General features: G+C 57.2%; 17 protein-coding genes and 3 pseudogenes. 7 read left to right on the top strand and 13 right to left on the bottom strand.

Features of this window, described 5'->3' with window-relative positions; translation table 11 throughout:
* The first annotated feature begins 4 nt into the window (after nucleotides 1-4).
* Nucleotides 5-1,657, top strand: a complete 1,653-nt coding sequence (gene mqo / locus AC1MDT_RS10980) for a malate dehydrogenase (quinone) (RefSeq protein WP_480422040.1) — start codon at nucleotides 5-7, stop codon at nucleotides 1,655-1,657.
* 257 nt (nucleotides 1,658-1,914) lie between these two features.
* On the opposite strand, the gene AC1MDT_RS10975 is transcribed toward mqo, so the two are convergent.
* The 4 genes and pseudogenes from AC1MDT_RS10975 to AC1MDT_RS10960 all read right to left on the bottom strand — a co-directional run bounded on the left by AC1MDT_RS10975 (nucleotide 1,915) and on the right by AC1MDT_RS10960 (nucleotide 6,834).
* Nucleotides 1,915-2,670: a methyl-accepting chemotaxis protein gene (locus AC1MDT_RS10975; RefSeq protein ID WP_480422757.1), complete on the bottom strand. Its 756-nt coding sequence runs from the start codon at nucleotides 2,668-2,670 to the stop codon at nucleotides 1,915-1,917.
* A 102-nt stretch (nucleotides 2,671-2,772) separates the two neighbouring features.
* A pseudogene (locus tag AC1MDT_RS10970) lies at nucleotides 2,773-2,973 on the bottom strand (HAMP domain-containing protein); the annotation flags it as partial.
* 1,435 nt (nucleotides 2,974-4,408) lie between these two features.
* Entirely contained in the window at nucleotides 4,409-5,248 is an 840-nt protein-coding gene (locus AC1MDT_RS10965; RefSeq protein ID WP_480422039.1) for a nitrilase family protein, read from the bottom strand.
* 92 nt (nucleotides 5,249-5,340) lie between these two features.
* Entirely contained in the window at nucleotides 5,341-6,834 is a 1,494-nt protein-coding gene (locus AC1MDT_RS10960; RefSeq protein WP_480422038.1) for a purine-cytosine permease family protein, read from the bottom strand.
* Nucleotides 6,835-7,164: 330 nt separating this feature from the next.
* Here AC1MDT_RS10960 and AC1MDT_RS10955 point away from each other — a divergent pair, with 330 nt between their 5' ends.
* A complete protein-coding gene (locus AC1MDT_RS10955; RefSeq protein WP_480422037.1) occupies nucleotides 7,165-8,079 on the top strand; it encodes a LysR family transcriptional regulator in 915 nt (304 codons plus the stop codon).
* Nucleotides 8,080-8,369: 290 nt separating this feature from the next.
* On the opposite strand, the gene AC1MDT_RS10950 is transcribed toward AC1MDT_RS10955, so the two are convergent.
* Nucleotides 8,370-9,233 carry a diguanylate cyclase domain-containing protein gene (locus AC1MDT_RS10950; RefSeq protein WP_480422036.1) on the bottom strand — a complete coding sequence of 288 codons (864 nt, stop codon included), beginning with the start codon at nucleotides 9,231-9,233 and terminating at the stop codon, nucleotides 8,370-8,372.
* 289 nt (nucleotides 9,234-9,522) lie between these two features.
* Between AC1MDT_RS10950 and AC1MDT_RS10945 the strand changes: the two genes are divergently transcribed.
* The 3 genes from AC1MDT_RS10945 to AC1MDT_RS10935 all read left to right on the top strand — a co-directional run bounded on the left by AC1MDT_RS10945 (nucleotide 9,523) and on the right by AC1MDT_RS10935 (nucleotide 12,056).
* Complete coding sequence (locus AC1MDT_RS10945; RefSeq protein ID WP_480422035.1) at nucleotides 9,523-9,735, top strand: DUF1059 domain-containing protein; 213 nt, start codon at nucleotides 9,523-9,525, stop codon at nucleotides 9,733-9,735.
* A gap of 218 nt (nucleotides 9,736-9,953) precedes the next feature.
* On the top strand, nucleotides 9,954-10,310 hold the full coding sequence (locus tag AC1MDT_RS10940) for a hypothetical protein (RefSeq protein ID WP_480422034.1): 357 nt from the start codon (nucleotides 9,954-9,956) through the stop codon (nucleotides 10,308-10,310).
* 408 nt (nucleotides 10,311-10,718) lie between these two features.
* Entirely contained in the window at nucleotides 10,719-12,056 is a 1,338-nt protein-coding gene (locus AC1MDT_RS10935; protein WP_480422033.1) for an MFS transporter, read from the top strand.
* 140 nt (nucleotides 12,057-12,196) lie between these two features.
* Here the strand turns inward: AC1MDT_RS10935 and AC1MDT_RS10930 are convergent, their stop codons facing one another.
* The 3 genes and pseudogenes from AC1MDT_RS10930 to AC1MDT_RS10920 all read right to left on the bottom strand — a co-directional run bounded on the left by AC1MDT_RS10930 (nucleotide 12,197) and on the right by AC1MDT_RS10920 (nucleotide 13,996).
* Nucleotides 12,197-12,601 (bottom strand): hypothetical protein, encoded by a 405-nt coding sequence (locus AC1MDT_RS10930; RefSeq protein ID WP_480422032.1) that lies wholly within the window; start codon nucleotides 12,599-12,601, stop codon nucleotides 12,197-12,199.
* Nucleotides 12,602-12,830: 229 nt separating this feature from the next.
* Nucleotides 12,831-13,316, bottom strand: a complete 486-nt coding sequence (locus tag AC1MDT_RS10925; RefSeq protein ID WP_480422031.1) for a MaoC family dehydratase — start codon at nucleotides 13,314-13,316, stop codon at nucleotides 12,831-12,833.
* 63 nt (nucleotides 13,317-13,379) lie between these two features.
* A pseudogene (locus AC1MDT_RS10920) lies at nucleotides 13,380-13,996 on the bottom strand (LysE family translocator).
* A gap of 18 nt (nucleotides 13,997-14,014) precedes the next feature.
* Between AC1MDT_RS10920 and AC1MDT_RS10915 the strand changes: the two are divergent.
* Nucleotides 14,015-14,359 (top strand): annotated as a pseudogene (locus tag AC1MDT_RS10915) (Lrp/AsnC family transcriptional regulator); the annotation flags it as partial.
* Nucleotides 14,360-14,724: 365 nt separating this feature from the next.
* Here the strand turns inward: AC1MDT_RS10915 and AC1MDT_RS10910 are convergent.
* From AC1MDT_RS10910 to AC1MDT_RS10900, 3 genes are all read right to left on the bottom strand, one after another.
* On the bottom strand, nucleotides 14,725-16,086 hold the full coding sequence (locus AC1MDT_RS10910; RefSeq protein ID WP_480422030.1) for an outer membrane beta-barrel protein: 1,362 nt from the start codon (nucleotides 16,084-16,086) through the stop codon (nucleotides 14,725-14,727).
* Nucleotides 16,087-16,143: 57 nt separating this feature from the next.
* Nucleotides 16,144-17,433 (bottom strand): MFS transporter, encoded by a 1,290-nt coding sequence (locus AC1MDT_RS10905; protein ID WP_480422029.1) that lies wholly within the window; start codon nucleotides 17,431-17,433, stop codon nucleotides 16,144-16,146.
* 159 nt (nucleotides 17,434-17,592) lie between these two features.
* Complete coding sequence (locus tag AC1MDT_RS10900; RefSeq protein ID WP_480422028.1) at nucleotides 17,593-18,168, bottom strand: nuclear transport factor 2 family protein; 576 nt, start codon at nucleotides 18,166-18,168, stop codon at nucleotides 17,593-17,595.
* A gap of 114 nt (nucleotides 18,169-18,282) precedes the next feature.
* Between AC1MDT_RS10900 and AC1MDT_RS10895 the strand changes: the two genes are divergently transcribed.
* Nucleotides 18,283-19,182, top strand: coding sequence for a LysR substrate-binding domain-containing protein (locus AC1MDT_RS10895; RefSeq protein WP_480422027.1), 900 nt, complete (start codon nucleotides 18,283-18,285; stop codon nucleotides 19,180-19,182).
* 49 nt (nucleotides 19,183-19,231) lie between these two features.
* Here the strand turns inward: AC1MDT_RS10895 and AC1MDT_RS10890 are convergent, their stop codons facing one another.
* Nucleotides 19,232-19,714 carry a flavin reductase family protein gene (locus tag AC1MDT_RS10890; RefSeq protein WP_480422026.1) on the bottom strand — a complete coding sequence of 161 codons (483 nt, stop codon included), beginning with the start codon at nucleotides 19,712-19,714 and terminating at the stop codon, nucleotides 19,232-19,234.
* A 60-nt stretch (nucleotides 19,715-19,774) separates the two neighbouring features.
* Complete coding sequence (locus tag AC1MDT_RS10885) at nucleotides 19,775-20,992, bottom strand: acyl-CoA dehydrogenase family protein (RefSeq protein WP_480422025.1); 1,218 nt, start codon at nucleotides 20,990-20,992, stop codon at nucleotides 19,775-19,777.
* Nucleotides 20,993-21,181 lie beyond the last annotated feature (189 nt).

Below are 21,181 nucleotides of genomic sequence, written 5' to 3'. Positions count from 1 at the left end.
ACAGATGTTTAAAAAAATGAACACGGCCCTGTTGGGGCTGGCTTTGTCGATGGGGATCACGTCCGCTCACGCGGAAGAGGCAAAGAAGGTCGATGTACTGCTGATCGGCGGCGGCATCATGAGCGCGACCCTCGGGGTCTGGCTCAATGAGTTGCAACCGGACCTGTCGATGGAAATGGTCGAACGCCTCGACGGCGTCGCCCTGGAAAGCTCCAACGGCTGGAACAACGCGGGCACCGGTCACTCCGCCCTGGCTGAGTTGAACTACACCCCCGAAGATGAAAACGGCAAAGTCTCGATCCCGAAAGCCGTTGAAATCAACGAAGCCTTCCAGATCTCCCGTCAATTCTGGGCCTGGCAGGTTCAGCAAGGTGTGCTGAAAAACCCGCGTTCGTTTATCAACTCCACGCCGCACATGAGCTTTGTGTGGGGCGACGACAACATCAAGTTCCTGAAGAAACGCTACGAAGCGCTGCAAGCAAGCCCGCTGTTCGCCGGCATGCAGTACTCCGAAGACCCGGCGGTGATCAAGAAGTGGGTTCCGCTGATGATGGAAGGGCGTGACCCGAACCAGAAAGTCGCGGCCACCTGGACGCCAATCGGCACCGACGTCAACTTCGGCGAGATCACCCGTCAGTTCGTTGCGCACCTGCAAACCACACCGAAGTTCGACTTGAAGCTGTCTAGCGAAGTGCAAGACATCACCAAGAACGAAGACGGCACCTGGCGCGTCAGCTACAAAAACCTGAAAGACGGCAGCAAAGCCGAAACAGACGCCAAGTTCGTGTTTATCGGCGCGGGTGGCGGTGCCCTGCACCTGCTGCAGAAGTCCGGCATTCCTGAAGCCAAGGAATACGCAGGCTTCCCGGTAGGCGGCTCGTTCCTGGTGACCGAGAACCCGACCATTGCCGAGCAACACCTGGCCAAGGCCTACGGCAAAGCCTCCGTTGGCGCACCGCCGATGTCGGTTCCACACCTGGACACCCGTGTCCTGGACGGCAAACGCGTCATCCTGTTTGGCCCATTCGCGACCTTCAGCACCAAGTTCCTCAAGGAAGGCTCGTACCTGGACCTGCTGACCACCACCACCCCGCACAACGTGTGGCCAATGACCAAAGTCGGTATCAAGGAATACCCGCTGGTCGAGTACCTCGCCGGTCAGCTGATGCTGTCTGACGAAGACCGCATGAACGCCCTGAAAGAATACTTCCCGAATGCCAAAGCCGAAGACTGGCGCCTGTGGCAAGCCGGCCAGCGCGTGCAAATCATCAAGCGTGATGAAGCCGCCGGTGGCGTGCTGAAACTGGGTACCGAGATTGTCACTTCTGCCGACGGCACCATCGCCGGTCTGCTGGGCGCATCGCCGGGTGCATCGACCGCAGCGCCGATCATGCTGGCCGTGCTGCAAAAGGTGTTCAAGGATCAGGTGGCTAGCCCCGCCTGGCAGGAAAAGCTGCATCAGATCGTGCCGAGCTATGGCACTCAGTTGAATGGCAGTCCTGAAAAGGTTGCGCAAGAGTGGGCCTACACCGCCAAGGTGCTGCAGCTGACTCCGCCGCCGGCGATTGGGCAGATGGTGGCTCCGGCTGCTGCGCCGGCTGATGCTGAAAAGGCGAAAGCGCCGAAGGCTAGTGCTGCTAGTGATATGGCTTTGTAATCAGGATCTCCATCAGATTTTTGATGGGGCGTCTGGATGATCTGATCCATAGTAAAAACCCGCTGAACCGGTGACGGTCAGCGGGTTTTTTGTGGGCGATGCGGTTGCTAAAAAGAAGGCGGCACGGACTCTCAATAATGGGTCGATTGCAACCTTTCACGACAGGCAGCAATCGGCCGACACTGTTGAAAAAGTCGGCCATGGTTTTTGCAGCTGAAAGGGTCTGCCAGCGATGCCCGTTTGATCAGCCCCCGTTCTTAAACGCGAAACTGATTGATGAGCCGGCGTTGTTGCTCGGCCAGTTTGATCATTTCGGCGCTGGCCTGGCTGGCCTCGTCGGCCCAACCCGCCACTTGCGAGGCAACTAAACCAATATCGGTAACGTTACGATTGATGTCCTCAGCGACGGAGCTCTGCTCTTCAGCTGCGCTTGCGATCTGGATATTCATGTCGTTGATCACTGACACCGCCTGAGTGATAGACACAAGTGCATCCGCCGCCTCATTAGCGTGGCGCACACTGGTATCTGTCATCTCCTGGCTGCCCTGCATCACTTTGACCACTTCACTGGTGCCGCTTTGCAATTCTTGGATCATCGTCTGAATGTCTTCGATAGCCCGCTGAGTTTTTTGAGCCAAGTTACGAACTTCGTCAGCCACTACGGCAAAACCTCGGCCCTGCTCGCCTGCTCGGGCGGCCTCAATGGCGGCATTCAACGCCAGTAGATTGGTCTGTTCTGCAATACCGCGAATAACAACCAGGATTATGTTGATGTTCTCACTACGCATTGCCAGGTTCTGAACCACGTTGACAGCACGACCAATCTCGATGGCCTGGGCAGAAATTGCATTGGCGGCGCTCTGGACAATGCGTTTTCCGTGATTCGCTGCCTGGTCGGCATGGTTAGCAGCCTCCGCCGCCCGAGTAGCGCTGCGCGCAACATCCTGGGCGGTAGCGGACATTTCATGCACGGCAGTGGCCGCGAGCTCAATCTGCGCCAGTTGCTTCTGCATTCCTTGATTGGTGCGGATGGCAATGTCGGCAGTCTGCTCGGAAGAGTCGCTGACCTTTTGTACCGACGTTACCACTTGGCTAATCATCAACTGTAGCTTGCCAAGAAAGGTGTTGAATCCTTTTGAAATATGTCCAAGCTCGTCGGCGCGATCAACGTTCAGCCGCACAGTCAGGTTGCCGTCGCCCTTGGCGATATCGTCAAGCATGCCGACCATGCGTTTTAGTGGGCGAGCAATTCCGTAACCAACGAACCCTATTACCACCAGACCAAGGGCGGCCACTAGAAGGCCTATCAGGGCCATTCCCAGGGTCTGCTCATGCACCTGACCTGCAAGTTCATCCTCTAACTGATGCAAGTCGGCCAGAACGGCTTTGGCAGGTAGCTCAATGGCCAGTGTCCATTGGGTGTCGGTGCCAGCCACGCGAAAAGGCATCAGTAATTGGTACTTCTGACTGTCCTGATTCAGGTTGATGATGGCGGATTCGCTGGTGCTCTGCTTGAGCTGCTGCAGGAGACCAGGATCTATTACTTTCTCGGCAGACTGCCCGACCAGACTGGGGTCGCGGGTAGAGGAGATCAGATTGCCATTGGCCGCGATCAAGGCCAGATCGCCCGCGCCAGAGTAAAGCTTTTGCTTGGCCTGGCCGAGCATGTCCTGGATGAAGTCAAGTGCCAAGTCGTTGCCGACGATGCCGCGAAACTGACCGTCGACCATGATCGGCGCATTGAAGGACGCCACGAGTACCTGTTTGCCACCGTAGTCGTAAGAAGCAGGATCTATGACGCAAGGTTTTCCGGTTTCCCGTGGGCATAGGTAGTACTCGCCGGTACGTACGCCAGTGGGCTGGCGTTCCTGGCTCTCCATTATCTCTACGGTTAGTGGTTCGAGCTTGAGTTTTCCACCATCGCGGTACCACCAGGGCATGAATCGTCCTGTAGCGTCATACCCGGCTTCCTTGTTCCCGGCATAAACGACATCGTTCTTGTCAAAAGCGTTGGTTTCCCAGCCGATGTAGAGATCGAGCAGCTTCGGGTTGTCCTTGAGGTATTCACCGGCTAAAGAAGTAAGCGCTTTGCGGCTTATCCCGAGTTGTGTGCCGTCATCGCCAGTTTGGCCAAGTCGACTATTGAGAGTGGCCAGGGATTTGGCCACGATCATTGGGTATTCGAACTGGCGCTGTAGCTGGCCAACTTGGGCGTTCGCCATGGCCAGCAGATGCTCATTGATTGCTTTGTGCATCAGACTCTCTGTGCGCTGATGCACGAGGTCTTGAGTACGGGAACCATCAAAGTTTGCATAAAGTACCAAGGCTGCAACCACAGCCAAAATACTCGCACCGGCAAAAGCCGAAACCGAAAATTGGATAGACTTAAATCGCATATGACTTCCTGATCATGTAGCTCCGCCCGTCGCTGCCTATAGAACGCAGGGTGAAACATGCTGGGCTGCGTTTAAATTCGCAACAACAACTATCGATCAGAGCTAAGACAGAGTTGGAAGTGGGATAGCTGCTAGCGCTTCTACGCAACTCAAACTACGCGGAGGGCGATCTTTATTGCCCCTGAGGCATGGCCTATTAACCTGGTGGTACGGTTACCACGTGCCGATGCAATCTACATCACATTACCCAATCGTCCTCAGCTCGAACTGGTCAAGTTGGCGGCGCTAGATATAGGGGACAACGTTAGGAGAGCGGCGCACACGCCAAGTTGCCCATGCGCCTCCCTATTACCTGTTACTCGAGCGAGTTGCTATAGAGTTGAGGACGACGATCACGATGCAAGTCATTCTGGTCACTGATGCGCTTGTTACGCGCTTCGGCGAGGTTCAGCGTCGCCAGCAAAATCTGCTCGCCTGCCAGCTCCGTCGGCCCTGTCATAGGATAGCCGTCAGCGTCGACGACAACCGATCCCTGGACCCAGTCGACACCGCGCTCGTGGCCGTGACGATCACACGCGGCGATGAACATCCGATTGACCGAGGCATTGGCCTGAACTCGCACCACTTCAGTCGGGCGCTCGGTTTCTGGTCGAGGACCATTAGGCCAATTGACAGGCGCGCAAAGCAGCTCCGCACCCGCCAACGCCGGTAGCCGTACCCACTCAGGGAACTCCAGGTCGTAACAAATCATCATGCCGATTCGCCCAAAAGCAGTTTCCACCACCGGAGGCTGCGCGTTTCCGGCGCTGAAAATTGAATTTTCCGCGTCCCAGAGGTGCGCCTTGCGGTAAACCGCGCGCAAACCCTGGGCATCGATCAGCGCCGCGCTGTTGGCCACTCCTTCGTCCTCTAACCGCTCGCAGAATCCTGCAACGATGACGATATTCAGTTCACGGGCCAGTGCTTCCCACAAGCGTAAGGTCGGTCCATCTGTCGATTCAGACGAGGCCAGCGCTTCGCTACGGTCAGCGAAGAGGTAGCCGCTCTGCACCAACTCGGGCAGCACCACAACCTGGGCGCCGCGAGAGGCTGCCATACGAATCACCCGTTCGGAGAGCATTCGGTTGTAGGCAAGGTCGCCAATCTTTGGCGCCACTTGGCAGCACGCGACGGTGATACTTTTGGGTGTGTACATTTCACAGACTTCCTTTGTTCTTGAATATGGATCCGCTGGTCATGGTCAATGCCGCTTCACTGCAACCAAACGGATCCCAAGCAATTTCAACGCTAATCAGCTGTCGACGCATGCACCATCGAAAGAATATCTCTTTCGGTAATTGACGCGATGACCCGACGTTCGGACTCAAGATCGATCGAACGACTGAGTATGTAATAAGTCAGGCCAGAGACCAGCAGACCTACCAGCCAGGAGATGTCCACACCATTCAGCATATGCGCCATCGGGCCCACAAAAACCTCTTTGTTGGCTGTGGCATCAAAGATGTAGAAGAACGGCACCATGGCGGCAAATCCAACCAGGTACGAAATAATCCCGCGGAATTGCCAGGCACCATAAATGCCTTTAGGGGTGAAGAAGTGTGGAATCGCGTACTGGCCTTTGCGAACAAAGAAGTAATCCACCAGGTTAACGGCAGTCCATGGCACGAGGAAGTACAGCAGCACGACCAGGAAGGTATTCAACAGCGCGATACCATCGCCTTTGATCGACAGCACGCAAGCCAACAGGATGATGCTGATGGCGAAGATCGACATCACACGAGCGCGAGGCGTTGGGGTGATTTTCTTGATCGAGTCGGCACCGGTCAGCAGCGTCAGCATAGCGCTATAGGTATTGAGCGCGATGATCGGCAAGAAGCCCGCAACCGACACCAGCACCAGCACGTTGCCCAAGCCAGGAATCATGGAAGATCCGACCTGATTCAGCGCCACCAGTGCATCAGTCGCTTGCAACTGCTGCGCCAGCCAGGCACCCAGGCCGATCATCCAGGCGCCCGACAAGGAGGCCCCCAGGAACACCGCAGCGATCAGTTTCGGCCTGCTGGTGTTTTTCGGCAGATAACGGGAGTAGTCGGAGACATACGGTGCGTAGGAAATGTTGTAGCTGGCACCAATAGCAAACAGGGTGGCAAACGCGACCCAGTTGAAGCCGAGGGTGGTTGCGGGAGCGACATCGCTGTGGCCTACGCCAAACATCAAGGCGATGGTGACGAGCGTATAGAGCGGTAAGGTGGCCAGCAGCGCCCACTTGAACGCCTTGTGCATCAGATCGTGGCCATAGATCGCCAGCAACGCGCCGATCAGCACGACGGCGACGGCCACAATCGTCGGATCGAGTCCGAAGACATGCTTGAGGCCATCCATGATGAGCGAAATGTTCACCACGTTGAAGCCGACGAACACAAACATCGTCGCCATCAAGGCGAGGATCACGCCGCGATAGCCGAATTGGGCACGCGACTGGATCATTTGCGGCAGGCCCATCTCAGGGCCCTGGGAGCCATGGAAAGCCATAAAAATGGTGCCAAACATGATGCCGAGCGCACCGGCCAACATCGTCCACAGTGCCGACAGCCCCAGGCTTGGGCCAACAAAACCAATGGAAATGGTGAAGAAGTGGAAGTTACCCAAAAACCAGAATGGGCCCTGGCTGCTGAGTTTGGCGTGCCGTTCATTTTCCGGAATGTAATCGATCGAGCGGCCTTCGATGGCCATCCCGCCGCTCGCCTCGATGGCGCGCGCTGAGCTCTTGGACTCTGACATACGATTCTCCTTTTGCTTGGAATCGATAGTGAAAATTGTTTTTATATGGGTGTAGCTGTCAGTTGTGTCGACGACTACCCTTGCTCGACTTCCAGATCAGATGGCGCTCCAAAAAACTTGCGATGAGGTCGCTGAAACGTTGTGGTAACTGCACCAAAACGCGACCTATCATTGCCCGCCAGTACCATGAGACATCCGCTCACGCTCTCCAGCATTCAGGCTGTGAGTACCGGCCCTTTGCAATGTATGGATTTGATCGGGGCTGTAAAATATCGCAGGCCAACTGTTTACATTGATGTTTGTCTATGTAGCTGATTATCGGGAGCACGTATGCTGGGGACTGTATCGGAGCTGGATCTACGCTTGATCCGGGTGTTTCTTGCCGTCGTTGAGGCGGGGGGGATTTCGGCAGCACAAACGGCGCTCAATACCACGCAGCCCACCATCAGTGCGCAACTCGCCACGCTGGAAGCGAGGCTGGGGTTTCGCCTTTGCGAACGAGGACGGGCCGGTTTTTTCGTCACGCCCAAGGGTAGCCAATTCCTGGATGCGGCCCGCCGATTGATGGCCGCGACGGAGGGGTTTCGCATCGAAGTCCAGCACATCAACCGCAAGATCACCGGCAACATCAATATCGGATTGCTTGGCCAGATCGACCCCGTGGCCAACAAAAAAATTGCCTTGGCCATCGCCCGTCTGCGATCCCATCATGAAGGGCTGTATTTCCACTTTACCGAGCTGTCGTCATCGTTCCTGGAAGAGAAACTGATCAATGGTCATCTTGATCTGGCGATTGGCTATTTCTGGCACCGTCTGCCCAACATCGATTATTTTTCGCTGTTTCAAGAAACACAAATTGCCTATTGCGGCCCCACGCATCCTCTTTTTGACAAGGTTGGAGCGCTCAATAATGAGGATGTTCGCGAGCACGACTGGGTTTGGCCCAGCCACCCGTTACCAGAAATGCCGGCACCCACGTCCCTTGAGCGTTTGACGGCGCTCACCGACAGTATGGACGGGGCCGCTTTGCTCATTCTGTCGGGCCAACACCTGGGTTTTCTGCCGCAGCATTACGCCGCCAAGCATGAAGCATTAGGGCAGTTGCACCCACTTAACCCTGAGCAGTTGCGCTATGAGGTCGGCTTTCATGCAGCGGTTCGACACTCTACTCGCCAGCACGATGTGGTGAGCGCCTTCTTAACAGAGTTGATCGACATTTTTGGGGCGAAATCGGTAAGCACCTGACAACTTGATTTGACTAGCTCCGACTCAGCGAAATCCAAAGTTATGCGCATTGTCACACTGCACTAACCCAACGGCAGCACCGTGCGCATGTCAATCGACATATATCGCCATAGCCGCTTTCGAAAGCGGTAATACAGCTCATTCTCAAGGAATTAATTAGAAGCACAAAGCAGGCGCTACGTCTCAGTTTGACATCCATGCTGGACTGTCTGCTTTGGTAGCGGGCAATAGCGGACTGTTTGAATAGACTCAAACCTGCTGTGCTTTGCCGAAGGTACCCTGCAGGCTCATCACCCAGCTGCAGAACGTTGCCTTTTTATTCGGTACATATCGTCATCCGCATGGCTGAGCAGCGTATCGGCATCCTCTCCGTCCGCGGGATACAAGGCCACGCCTATACTGCAGGACGGCATGTTGATCCCCCCAAATTCAGCGCCCAGCGGCTCGGCCATGATCGCGAGAATCTGCGCCATCTTCTCGGAAACGGCGACCTCCGACTGGATATCCGTCAACAGAACAGTGAACTCATCACCGCCCATCCGGGCCACCGTGTCTGTCTCACGTACGCAGCCTTCCAGCCGTCGTGCAATCATGCAGAGCACACGATCGCCCACGGCATGGCCATGGACATCATTGATACCCTTGAAGTCATTAATGTCCAGAAACAGCAAAGCCAGCGTGCTGTTGTGGCGGTGTGCCGCTCGCAGGGCCGAGTCCAATCGATCATTGAAAAGAGACCGGTTGGTCAGTTTTGTCAGCGGATCATGATGGGCGAGGAAACGTAATTCCTCCTCAGCCTGGCTAAGCGCCGTCACGTCCCGTGCGACACCGATCCGCGCCCCCACCTCTTCGGACCAGAGGGCAGCCCACAGGATGTGTACGATGCCTCCGTCCTTGCGGATATATCGGTTGCGGAAATCGAAGTGGGGTTGACCATTCATGACCCGGATAATGGAGGCTCGTGTGACCGCCAGGTCGTCAGGATGCATGTAGTCGGTGATCGGGGTGCCGGTCAGCTCGTTGGCACGGTAACCAAGCAGTGCCTCACAGGCATCACTCACAAATACAATCTGGTTGTCCCTATCAACCACGAAGACCGTGTCCAGCATCAGATGGATCAGTTTGGGGTAGAGCTCTTGCAGGTCAACGGGCATAGGTCAGGGAGTCCGGTTCATATAGCTTGATCATAGCCCGATCGCTTAGGGCGGCGGCAAGGAATCCTGCAGGCTTTTAGTACGCATACGCAAGGTCTGGTAACAGTGTGCTTCGCTAATACGACACGCACACGTCAGTCCGTCCCCGGTTTTATGCGCCCTGTGGCGGGCCTATACTTAAAAAGTCGGCACACTCGATGCGACATGCAATCGTGTTTAAGTCTGGGGTGGCGCGTCGAGTGATCGTTCACGCAGGCCACGGCCTGCCTTCGTCGTAGAGGAGAAGATCATGGCGCGTAAATACATCGACTGCCGCGAATTTCCAAGCGATTCCAAATGCTCGGTCGCGCTGTCCGCAGACTCTGAAAACGAACTGCTCGAAGCTGCCGCACTGCATGCGGTCAGTGTTCACAAGCACACTGACTCACCGGAACTGCGTGCTCAACTGAAGACGATGTTTCACGAAGGCACCCCGCCTGTAGAAGCACCGCGCCCCGCTTAGCATCAAAAGGGACAGACCACGATTTAACGCAAATGCCGACCATTCGTAGTCTGCCCCTGTTTTTCTCTGAGATCAGCACCCACCCCGGTGGGGTCCGAAGCGCGACACTCCCTGCCATCGCTTTACTCAACCTTTACCGAGCCTAGACCTGCGCTTACACGAAATGGGTGTTTCATACGTCCATGGCGAATCCACACCTATCCGCCAGAGGAGACACCATGTTTTCAAAGATGACTCAAGCCTTGATCCTGTCCGGTTGCCTGGTCGCCGCGGGTGCGGCATCCGCTAACGAGCGAGATGTGATAGTGCCAGTCATCGCCGGGGCGGCAGTGGGTGCGATACTGGCCACCGTCATCGCCGGTTCGGGCCATGACCACTACCGTCCACAATACCAAGGCTACGAACCACAACCTCGTTACCCCTCGCAATACCAGCGAGTCGCCTATGTACCGGTGGCGCCGCGGATTGAATACCGCCGGTTCGAGCCAGCGCCACCCCGGGGCTACTACGACGGTGGTTATCACAGGGGATTTGATCACGACTTCTACCATGGCCGTGGCGACGGTCGCTGGTAAGTTCCATAAAAAAGCACCCAGCGCGGTTAATGCCGATCAGTTAAGCAAATTGTAGGAGCGAGCTTGCTCGCGATGGATTTCGATGCGACGCGTTATCCAGTAAACACGCGTTATCATTAACGTCCATCGCGAGCAGGCTCGCTCCCACATTGGGTTTTGGGTGTTTCCGAGACCGAACTCCAGTGTCCTGACAAGAAGCCGCTGACATCACTGTCAGCGGCTTTTTTCATACACCTCAGCGATTGCAGCTCTCGGCCAAAAGTGGATATCCCTCGTCTATGGCATAAATCATGCTGAATCCAATAGCAATGAGTCGGTACTGACTATACGGATGACACTTTTGAAATGAACCGTTTCAGTGGCTGCTCCGATAATCGAACGCTTATGGATGAAATGTCGAGGTTCAGCATGACAAGCGCAGCTACAGAGCAAGTCAGCCCGAAAACGCTGAGAAAAGTGATTGTCGCCGCTGCCATCGGCAATTTCGTCGAGTGGTTCGACTTCGCGGTCTATGGCTTCCTGGCCACGACCATCGCCCAGCAATTTTTCCCCAGCGGCGACGCCAGTGCCGCGTTGCTCAAGACCTTTGCGGTGTTTGCAGTGGCCTTTGCGTTTCGGCCCCTTGGCGGGATTGTCTTCGGCATGCTGGGCGACAGGATCGGCCGTAAGCGAACCCTTGCGATGACAATCCTGATGATGGCGAGTGCCACGACCTTGATCGGCTTGCTGCCCACTTATGCCGCTATCGGGGTCATGGCGCCGATTCTTCTGACCCTGATCCGTTGCGTCCAGGGCTTTTCCGCTGGAGGCGAATACGCAGGTGCCTGTGCCTACCTCATGGAGCATGCACCCAACGATAAAAGGGCGTGGTATGGCAGCTTCATTCCGGTGTCGACATTTTCCGCCTTCGCTGCGGCAGCAGTGGTGGCCTACACCCTTGAGGCATCATTATCGGCCGAAGCCATGGGTAGCTGGGGCTGGCGCCTGCCGTTCCTGATTGCCGCGCCGCTGGGCCTGATTGGTCTTTACATGCGCTGGAAGCTGGATGAAACCCCGGCTTTCCAGGCCGTGAGTGAGGAACATGCGGTTGCCCATTCCCCGCTCAAGGACACTTTACGCAACCATGGCGCGGCGATCTGCTGCCTGGGTGCCTTTGTGTCGCTGACGGCGCTGTCGTTCTATATGTTCACCACCTACTTCGCGACCTACCTGCAAGTCGCTGGCGGGCTGAGTCGTGCAACGGCGTTGCTGGTATCGCTGATCGCGTTGATCTTCGCCGCGGCGATGTGCCCGCTGGCCGGGCTATATTCAGATCGGGTAGGGCGTCGGGTGACGATGATGACGGCGTGCGCTCTGTTGATTGTGACGGTGTATCCGTCGTTTCTGATGGCCAGTTCCGGCGTGTTCGCAGCGTCTATCGTCGGCGTTATGCTCTTGGCGATTGGCGCGGTGTTGTGTGGCGTGGTTACCGCGGCCTTGCTCTCGGAAACCTTCCCCACCCGTACTCGCTATACCGCTTCGGCTATTACCTACAACATGGCCTATACGCTCTTCGGTGGCACCGCGCCGCTGGTGGCGACAGGGTTGATCAGCATCACCGGCAGCAACCTGTCGCCGGCGTTCTATCTGATTGCAGTGGCCGTGCTCGCGCTGGCCGGTGGTTTGGCATTGCCGGAGACCTCAAGGATTTCCCTGCATGATGTTCCGACGGGGGTAAAGGGTGACGGCGTGGGCGCGGCGGCCTGAGAGGCGAACTGGCGGGACGGGCTCGTGACTGCCGGCTTCGATGCCAGCAAGCCGGCAATCGTTGTCTCCACGGGCGTCAGAGAAGAGGATCGGGATTGGTCTCGCTACGGGCGAGCCGCTATACCCCACGCCTGCAGGCCTTAAAATAGCCTGGTGATTTCATTCAAGATCCGATCCTGGGTTTGAGTACTTGGCCTGTGGCGATAAGCCACTGCTAAAAAAGCAACGCCTTCGTAGTCGCAGCGAATCGAAAAAGTCATACCTTCACGCAACCCAAAGACTGATCTGTCTCCTGCTTCAACAAAATATCTCGCTTTTGTAAGAGCCGCGCTGGCGTGCTCCAGACAGCCAGTTTGGCTGAGTGAGTGTTGTAGCCAACTAGTCGTGATTCGCACAGACGAAGTCTCGCTGTCATCGATAGGTGGTCGAGTAATTTCTTTAGGTGCAGTCATGTCCTTGTCGCTGCTGCAAGCGGTCAGCCCCATTGAGATAACACCCAGTAAAAAACCAAAACGAACTCTCGAATGCTTAAGTGGATTTCGCATGGTGGGTCGTACCTGTGACGATCTGCAATGAATGAAGTGGCAATTACTTACGTAATAGCGGATTTCTGATCTTTTGCTATCTATGTTCGGTAATTACGACGAGAAGCGGCAGGATAGACCGTCTGCTCATGGGGCACGATTTTGGGATTGAGTGTCCGTTTCTGGCCGTTTCTGCCTGTCGCCATGGGCCTCGGCAGGCACACGAAGGGAACACCATTTGTCACCCATTTCAAATTATGGTTACGGCAGCTCCGTTAGTGAGATCGCCCTCAGCAAGCATTTGTTTGAGGCGTTCGCGCTCTTCGTTTCCGGGCAGGACGCCGGTCGTCGTTGCCTCCAGCACCATGACTCCCTGCGCGTTGAGTATCCTGACTTCGGCTTTTGCGTGACCACGTTCGTTGATGTCAGCGATGAGCCAATGGCAGGCGATTTGTTCACCTGCATAAACCGGTCGTTTGAACTCGAAATTCATCCCTGTGGCCAGCCAGCCGATTTGCCCGCCAATTTCGGTGACGAGGCTGGCGGTCAGAAGGCCATGGGCAATGGGCGCCTTGAACCTGCGTAGTTCGGCGTAGCGCGCATCGCAATGAACCGGGTTGTAGTCTCGAGAGATCTGCGCGAACTGACGAATATCATCCTCTGTAAAACAGCGAACTATCGTGAACCGGTCTCCCACCTGGAGACCTTCGGCGGCACGTTCTCTCGGGCTTTTCATAAGTGCTCCCTGGCAGCAATTGGCTGCGGCTAAAAAAGAAAGGCATGTCTCGCTTAAGAGGGATCAACCGCGCATCTGTTCGATCAGCAGCACCAGCGCGATGATGATCATCGCGGCTCCTGAGAAACGGCTGACCTGTTGAGCGGCGGCAGGGCGCGCCCGAAGAATGACCTGCGAGCCAAATCCGACCAGCAGGTAGATCACGCCACACTGACAGTGTGGACGAGTCCGAGCGCAATCATCGGCATCGGCACCGGCCAGGGAGCAGTGGCGTCGGCAAATTGAGGCAAGAGCGCCAGGAACAGCAGGAGGACTTTCGGATTCAGCCCGCTCACGCACAGCCCCTTGAGCGCCCAGCGCTTCCATGAGCCTGACGGCTGAATCTCATCCGCGTGGGGGCTGGAAGGGCGGGCAAGCATGTTGGCGCCCAACCAAAGCAGGTAGCGGGCCCCGGCAATCGTAAGCGCCGACAAGGCCACAGGATGGTTGGCGACCAACGTGCCAACACCGCCGGCAACAATCATTGTGGCAATCAAGTGGCCGGATAACAGGCCGCCCACAGCGGGCAGGACGACTCGATGCTTCAATCCCGCCGAAATCGCGTAGGCCCAGTCTGCGCCTGGCGTGATGATGAACAGAATCGACACGGCCCAGAATGCAACGAAAACGCTGAAGGTCATGGTGCTACCCGCTCCTTGCGGGTTCGGGCACTGGAGGAGTCCGGTGTGTTGCTGGGCTATCGTGCGCAACTGGATCCAGGCGCGCTCGGCCTGAACTTTTCTGCCATGGTATTTGCCACGCTCCGGGAGGGTGACAGGCAAGCTGTCGAGGTGTTCGAGACGGCGCTCATCGAAATACCCCAGGTGGTCGATGCCCAGCGTCTGTTTGGGGAACCGGACTACCTGCTGCACGTAATCACCCAGGATCTGCCAGCCTTTCAGAGACTTTACGACGAGAGCCTTTCAACGTTACCCAATGTGCAACGGCTGACCTCGATGCTCGTCATGAAACGGGTCGTCCAGGACAGGCCACTTCCTTTGTGATGGGCAGGCTGCATAGGGTTCTTTATGAGTGTCGGGAGTGACCGCTTCTGGCCGATTCTGTTGAAAAAGTCGGCCATGGTTTCCACGGCAGAAAAGTACGCGCTTGAGATTGAAATCTTTGCTATGAGCAGAGGATTCAGGGCTCAGATTTCGCGCAGCTGCGCGCAAAAAAGGCGTTTTCAGCAACCAGTATGCGGGCAGTCTGGAAGGACCGACTTTTTCAACACAATCGGCCGAAAACCGCCCGTCATGAACGCCGACGGCTGACCCCATAAGCCGAAGCGTCGCCATGGAGGTGAAAACTTCACCGCCGCACTAACGCTTTTATCCCGTCACGGAGTCATAGCGTTAGCGCGTAGCACATCTCAGAAATACACCAGCGCTTCCACAGTTCCGGTCAGCTGGTTGCGCGCATCACCATTGCCAAACGGGCGAGCATCGTCGTGACCATTGAACCAGTCGTAGCGCAGCTCCGGACGTAGCGACAGGTACTTGTTGAAGTCGTAGCGCAGGCCCGTTGTCAGCGCATTGAACGCGCCTCGTGACGTGGAGGAGGGGAACAGAATGTAGCCGTCCGGGTCGTCGAAATGCTCCGCCCGCACAGAGAACGACAAGTCCTTGCGTTGCTGGTAGGTCAACACCACGTTGGCGCCCCACCAGTGCGCCCCATCAAAACCGGGACCGGTGACGATGTCGACGGTCGAGGCTTTGCCGTCGCCCGCTTGACGGCCGTAGACCATTTCCCCGCCCATTGACCACTTTTCATCGAACCGATGCCAGCCATTGAGCGAGTGCTGCTGCTTGAACTGGCCGTCGCTGGAAATCAGACGACCGCGAGGTGTTTGTATGTCGTCGCGGCTCTCGTTTTGTGAGTCACCGACGAGAAATTCATAGTCGATCCAGGTGTTCATGTCGGGCGTACGCCAGCGTAGTGCGCCCAGCAAGGCCTTGCTGTCGTTGTTGTCGCGCAGATTGCCCTGGCCCTGAATCACGCCTAACTCGGCGCCGAGCAACATGCTGGAGTTATTGACCAGACGTTTGCCCAGCAGGAACCCGGAAACAGTGCCGGACTCGGTCATAAAGGCGTAGGAACGGCTGGCAAACGGGTTGCGCGCCGCACGCACGTTGGGTGGGATTTCGTAGCCGAGCCCTGATCCAAAGATGCCGGCGATTGCGGTAAAGCCGCCGGCATACGGCAGGTAAGCCGTGGCGGCGATGTTAGGTACGGCGAGGAAGTTCTGTTTGTCGCGTCGGGCCTTATCCGGATCGTCGTCACCTGGAGAGTTGATGCCCCAGTGCATGTCCCAGCCGTAAGTGCGGGCCTGCTGCGCATTGCGACCGTAGGCGGCCTCGAGCGTGAAGCCGAAAGAGGCGTCAGTGGGTGCCGGGCCGGGCAAGGGCGTGACGCGGGGGATGAAATTGGCCTTCAACGCTTTGTCGGCAAAAAGGTGAAGGGTGCCGAGTTCAAAGCCTTCGTCGCCGAAACCGGCCACGGGGGTGTTGGTCTGTCCGGACTCGCGATCCTCATGGGATGAGTTGTTGTTGCGAGAGTAACCGGCGTCGAGCAGGCCGGACACCTTGATGCCATAGTCGCGCTCCAGCGAGTCACCGAAAATGCTGCGAAACACAGTGCCTTCGCCGACATCGGCCGGTTGGCCTGCCAGGCAATGACCCGTGGCGAGGGCGAATAGAACCGCACCAAACGATTTGACGTTGATGTTCTTCATGGGGTTTCTCTTGTTTTTATCGGGATGCGGCCATCCGCTGGCCGCAGTGCGGAACGCTTAGTTGGTGACTGGCACAGCCGTCGTCCGATTCAGGCGCCAGAAGCCAATGATGCCGATGGCGGTGATGCTGGCGGGAATGGCTGCGGCCACCAGCAGGTCACTCGTCGACCACTGCAGATGCAGCAGAGTGGCGCCGATGAAAGGACCACAAATGCCCCCCAGGCGACCGAGTCCCAGCGTCCAGCCAGTGCCGGTGGCGCGCAGTGCAGTCGGATAAAAGGTAGAGGTCATGGCGTTCAGTGCCGCTTGGCCGCCGAGGATGCCGAAGCCGGCGACCGCAATGGTCACGTAAGCCAGGTTGATCGAGGTGTAGTACTGACTGAACAGAACGATGGCCACGGCAGAGACAATGAATGTGGGGACGAGCACGGCGCCGAAGCCGCGTCGGTCGACAAACCAGCCCAAGAGCCAGCCGCCTGCCAGGCCACCCAGCCACATGGACGTGCCCGCCAGTACCGCCTGCGACGGTGAATGGCCCGCGCCACTCATCAGCACCGGCGTCCACGACGCGAGGAAATACACGCAGAGCATATTCATGAAGTTGATCAGCCACAGCAGCAAAGTGCCGGGCAGCCTGCCATCGGCAAACAAGTGAGCGAGCGACAGGCCTTTCTTGCGCGGTTCACCGATCACCAGGGTCGTTTGTTCGCTAATTTGAAGGCCGGGCTCTATACGGGTCAGGATGGCCCTGACGCGGTCGAGTTGGCGTCCGCGCAGAACGCACCACTGCAGCGATTCGGGGAGTGCAAAGAACATCAGCACACCCACACACAGTGGGGCGATGGCACCCAAATAGAAAACTGCTTGCCAGCCATACTGCGGAATCAGTGCGGCAGCGAGGGCGCCGCCGACGAGACCTCCCACGACCATTCCCGATGACACCAGCGTCAATAGCATCACACGGTTGTGCCGGGGGGCATATTCCGTCACCAGGGTGGCGACGTTAGGCACGATTGCACCCATGGCGATCCCGGTAAGAAAGCGCAGTGCCAATAGTCCGTCCACCGTCGTGGTGTGAGCGGTGAAGTACATCAGAACCGCCATCACTAACGAGGCGGTCACCAATACTGGCCGGCGACCGATACGGTCGGCTATCGAGCCCAAAGCGAGCGAACCTATCAACATGCCTAGCATGCTGATGCTGAACACCGGCCCCAGGTTGGCTTTGGGAATGCCCCATTCAGTGATGAGGCTGGGCGCGGCATAGGCCATGGCTTGAATGTCGAACCCATCGACGACCATGCACAGGAAGCACTGTACGAGCACAAGTACCTGAAAGGCGCCCAAGCGACTCCTTTCGACTATCGTGCAGATGTCGAGTTGATTGTTCACGACTGAATACCTCTGTTGTAATTATTTTCGGTAGTGGTGCTGTTCGGGACGCAAGGTCAAAGCGGTTGCCGGGTGCGGGAAAATCTCTGTTGTGAAGTGGGCGATAGCGGGTTATCAGTCAGCGAGCCACGCGCTGGCCTCGGTCCGCATGGTCAGTTCAAGGTCGCTGCCGCGGGTGGCGAATACCCGATTGAGCGGGAAGCCGCTTTTTTCCAGAAGGTAGGCAAGCGGCGCGTATTCGCGCGGGTAGCGCGCCACGGTTTCACGATCAATCTCGATCAGGCCTTGGGGGAAGGTGAAGCCGCCCATGTCATAGATGCTCTGGCGCTTGACCAGCTTCCACAGGCCTTGGCGTTTCTCGACAAGGTCGTAGAAACGGTTGTGCACGCTGCAACCCAGATCCAACCGGAGGTTTTCGCCAACAATTACCGCGTTGGTTTCAACGATGGCCTTGCTGCCATTGATGGTGACCACTGGCGTGCCGATCAGGTGTTTGGTGCGCAAGTCGGACTTGCCCATGCGCTTTGAACCTTCGACGAACTCGGCAAACGGTCCTTCAAACCAAGTGACTTCTATGGTCCCGTCAGGGTGGGCAAGGTCGGCCAGTTGATCCCATTGGCCTAAATCGCGATGGATCCAGCCGGTAATCAGGTCGGTAATTTGGAGGCGGTCTTCCAGGTAAGTCTGCATGCGGTGTCCTTGGCGGGTGGTGGGGTGTTAGCGTCAGCATCTTCCCCTGGACAGATAACTTCAAATAGATTGATATGAAGGATCGATCACTAATTCTGATGGGTAAAAACACTCATGGATTTGCGTCATTTGCGTTATTTCCTTGCTGTCGCAGAGGAAGGGCATTTCGGCCGGGCAGCTCAGCGCCTGCACATTGTTCAGTCCGCGTTGAGCATGCAGATCCGCGCCCTGGAGGAGGAACTCGGTGGTCCTTTGTTCTTGCGCACGAGTCGTCGCGTGGAACTCACGGAAGCCGGTGTGTTGTTGCGTGCCGAAGCACAGCGCACCCTCGATCAGGCGGCGCACGCCCAGCGTGTGGTACAGCGCTCGCTACGAGGAGAGATGGGCTGCGTGCGAATCGGCTTCGCCGGCAACGCCGTGTTCAGCGGCCGGTTGATGGCTGACGTTCGCGCCTTTCGCGCAGCTTATCCGGACGCGGAAGTCATCCTCCGCGAGCTGGCGCCGCAGCTACAGGTCGAAGCCATTCAGAGCGGTCAATTGGACTTGGGTTATGCGCCGAGTCACGGCGGTCAGGCCCTCGACAGTGCCTTGTTATTCGCGCGCATCGGCACTTGGCCCTTAGTGGTTGCATTGCCCGAAGACCACCCGTTGGCGAACCAGCCAACGTTGCGCGTGCCGATGCTGGGCGCGGAGTCGTTGATCATTTATGCCGATCACGGCGCAGATGAATACATGCTGGCCAGGCTGCGCAAGGCATTGGGGCGCGAGCCGAAGGTTCAACGGACAACCAGCACGTTAAGCGTGCTCGCGCTGGTTGCTTCCGGCATGGGGGTCGCGATGGTGCCTGCGCCGTTGATGCAGGTCAGCATTCCGGGCCTGACCTACCGAACATTCGACGACGTAGAACCTCACACCGACTTGCTGCTCATCAGCCGCGTCAACGAAACCGGCGGTGCGGTGCGCGCATTTCTGAGGGTTGCACATCAAGGCGCAGTGGCGCCAGCAACGTTGTGATCGTTGGCGCGGGGGCAATGAAGCCGGCTCGCCGTCGACCCTCCCGGCCTCAAGCCGCGTTCAACTTGCCGTATTGGCCAGAGAAGAACAGTAGCGGTCGCGCCTGTTCTGCTTCGACAAGCTCGACCACCTCAGCGATGTACAGTTGGTGGTCGCCAGCCGCATGGATCTGGACTACCCGAGCAACAATGTGGGCCAGGCTGCCCTCGATGATTGGCACGCCCTGAACCTTGTTCATGGCCACGTCCAGTCCCTCCACGGCACGCCCGGCGAAGTGGCCGCTAAGGTGTTCCTGTTGTTCGGTCAAAAAGTTCACGCCGTAACAGTCGCCTTGCTTGATGTGGTTGCAAAAGCGTGACTCGTTCTTGATCGACACCAGGATCAGTTGCGGCTCCAGTGACACCGACAGGAACGCATTGGCCGTCATACCTGCCGGTTGGTTTTCCCGTTCGTAGGTCACCACTGTTACACCCGTGGCAAAGCGGCCCATCACGCGGCGAAATTTGGCAGCGTCATTGTGTGCATTATTCATTGTCATTCTCCATTCGTTTGCCGAGCGGCCAGTGCGCGTGGCCGCTGCCTGAATCGTGCATTACACCAGAGGTGTATTGGCCTCTTTGCCACACAGGATTCGCCCAAACAGTTCCAGGTTGGTCGAGGTACACACCACACCGTGCAGATTGGCCACTCTGGCGTCGCGCCACAGGCGGTTGAACGGGTTGGAAGTACCCGCCAGGGAACCGCCGCTGGCCGTGGCCAGCAGGTCGACGCCTTCCCAGATCAACTGACTGGCATATCCGGTGTCGCGACGGATGCGCGCGCGAGTTTGTCGGTCCATGGCCAAGCCGCGAGCGGCACAGGTGTCGATTTCGTCCACGCAGCGCTCCACCACCAGGCGTGCAGCATCGAACTTGGCCGAGGCCTCACCTACCTGCAGGTGGGTCACTGCAGCCTCGTCCTGTTGGCTGTACCAGGTGTACTGAATGCCGCGGCCGGGCAGTTTGGCGAGAAAAGTTTCCAGTGCTGCCTTGGCGATGCCCAAGGCCGGAAACACCAGGATGATTGCCAGCAGCGGGATGAACGCGCCACGATAAAGCGCTTCACCTTGCAGGTGTGTGGACGCGTAATCGCCGGCGATGGCTTTGGACACCGAAGCGATGCGCTCATCGGGTACGAACAGATTTTTTACCGATACCGAGGTACTGCCGCTACCGCGCAGTGCCATGGTGTCCCAATCGTGCAGCAGGGTGATGTCCTGGATCGGGATGAGCGCCAGCCCCTGGTCCACGGTTTCACCCGCTTCGTTGACGATCGGAATCCCCAGCAGGTCCCACTGTGCGTGGTACACGCCGCTGTTGAATCCCCACAGGCCTTCTTCGATAAGAATGCCGCCTGCCTGGCGCTTGACCTTGGCTTTGCGTGGCGACAGCACACCGCTGCTACGCACCTTGCCGCCGCTGGCGAAGATGGGGTCGCTGACCGCTTTGGGATAAAGGGTTGCGACCATCCAGTTACAAATATTGATCAGCGCGCAGGCCCAGCCGGCCGAGGCATCTCCACGGCCAATTTCGCTGACCATTTCCATGTAGGTTCTGACGCTGGTTTGCAGGCCGCCATGCTGGCGTGGAATCATCAGGTCAAAGGCGCCGATGGCGTCGAGGTCGGCCACAGTGTTTTCGGGCAGACGGGCCAGTTCATCGACTTCACGGGTACGCGAGCGCAAGGTCTCGACCAAACCGCTGGCGCGGGCAATAAGGTCGCTGCTATCGATCTGGGCGTCGACAACCGCATTTTGGAGGACGGAATTCATGGCTTTTCCTGTTATTGGGATTATTTGGATGGGCATGTGACACAATAGTGACGAATCCGTCACGGTGACGAATTCGATATTAATTAAAATATATTTTTGCAGTCAAGATATATATTCATCTGGGCGAGTGGGCGATTTGATGCAAAAAGGCATAACGCAAATGGAAAGTCCGGCCACAGTGAGAGCGGA

Source organism: Pseudomonas sp. ASL7, assembly GCF_056680375.1.
This window is presented reverse-complemented; position numbering and strand designations above follow the sequence as displayed.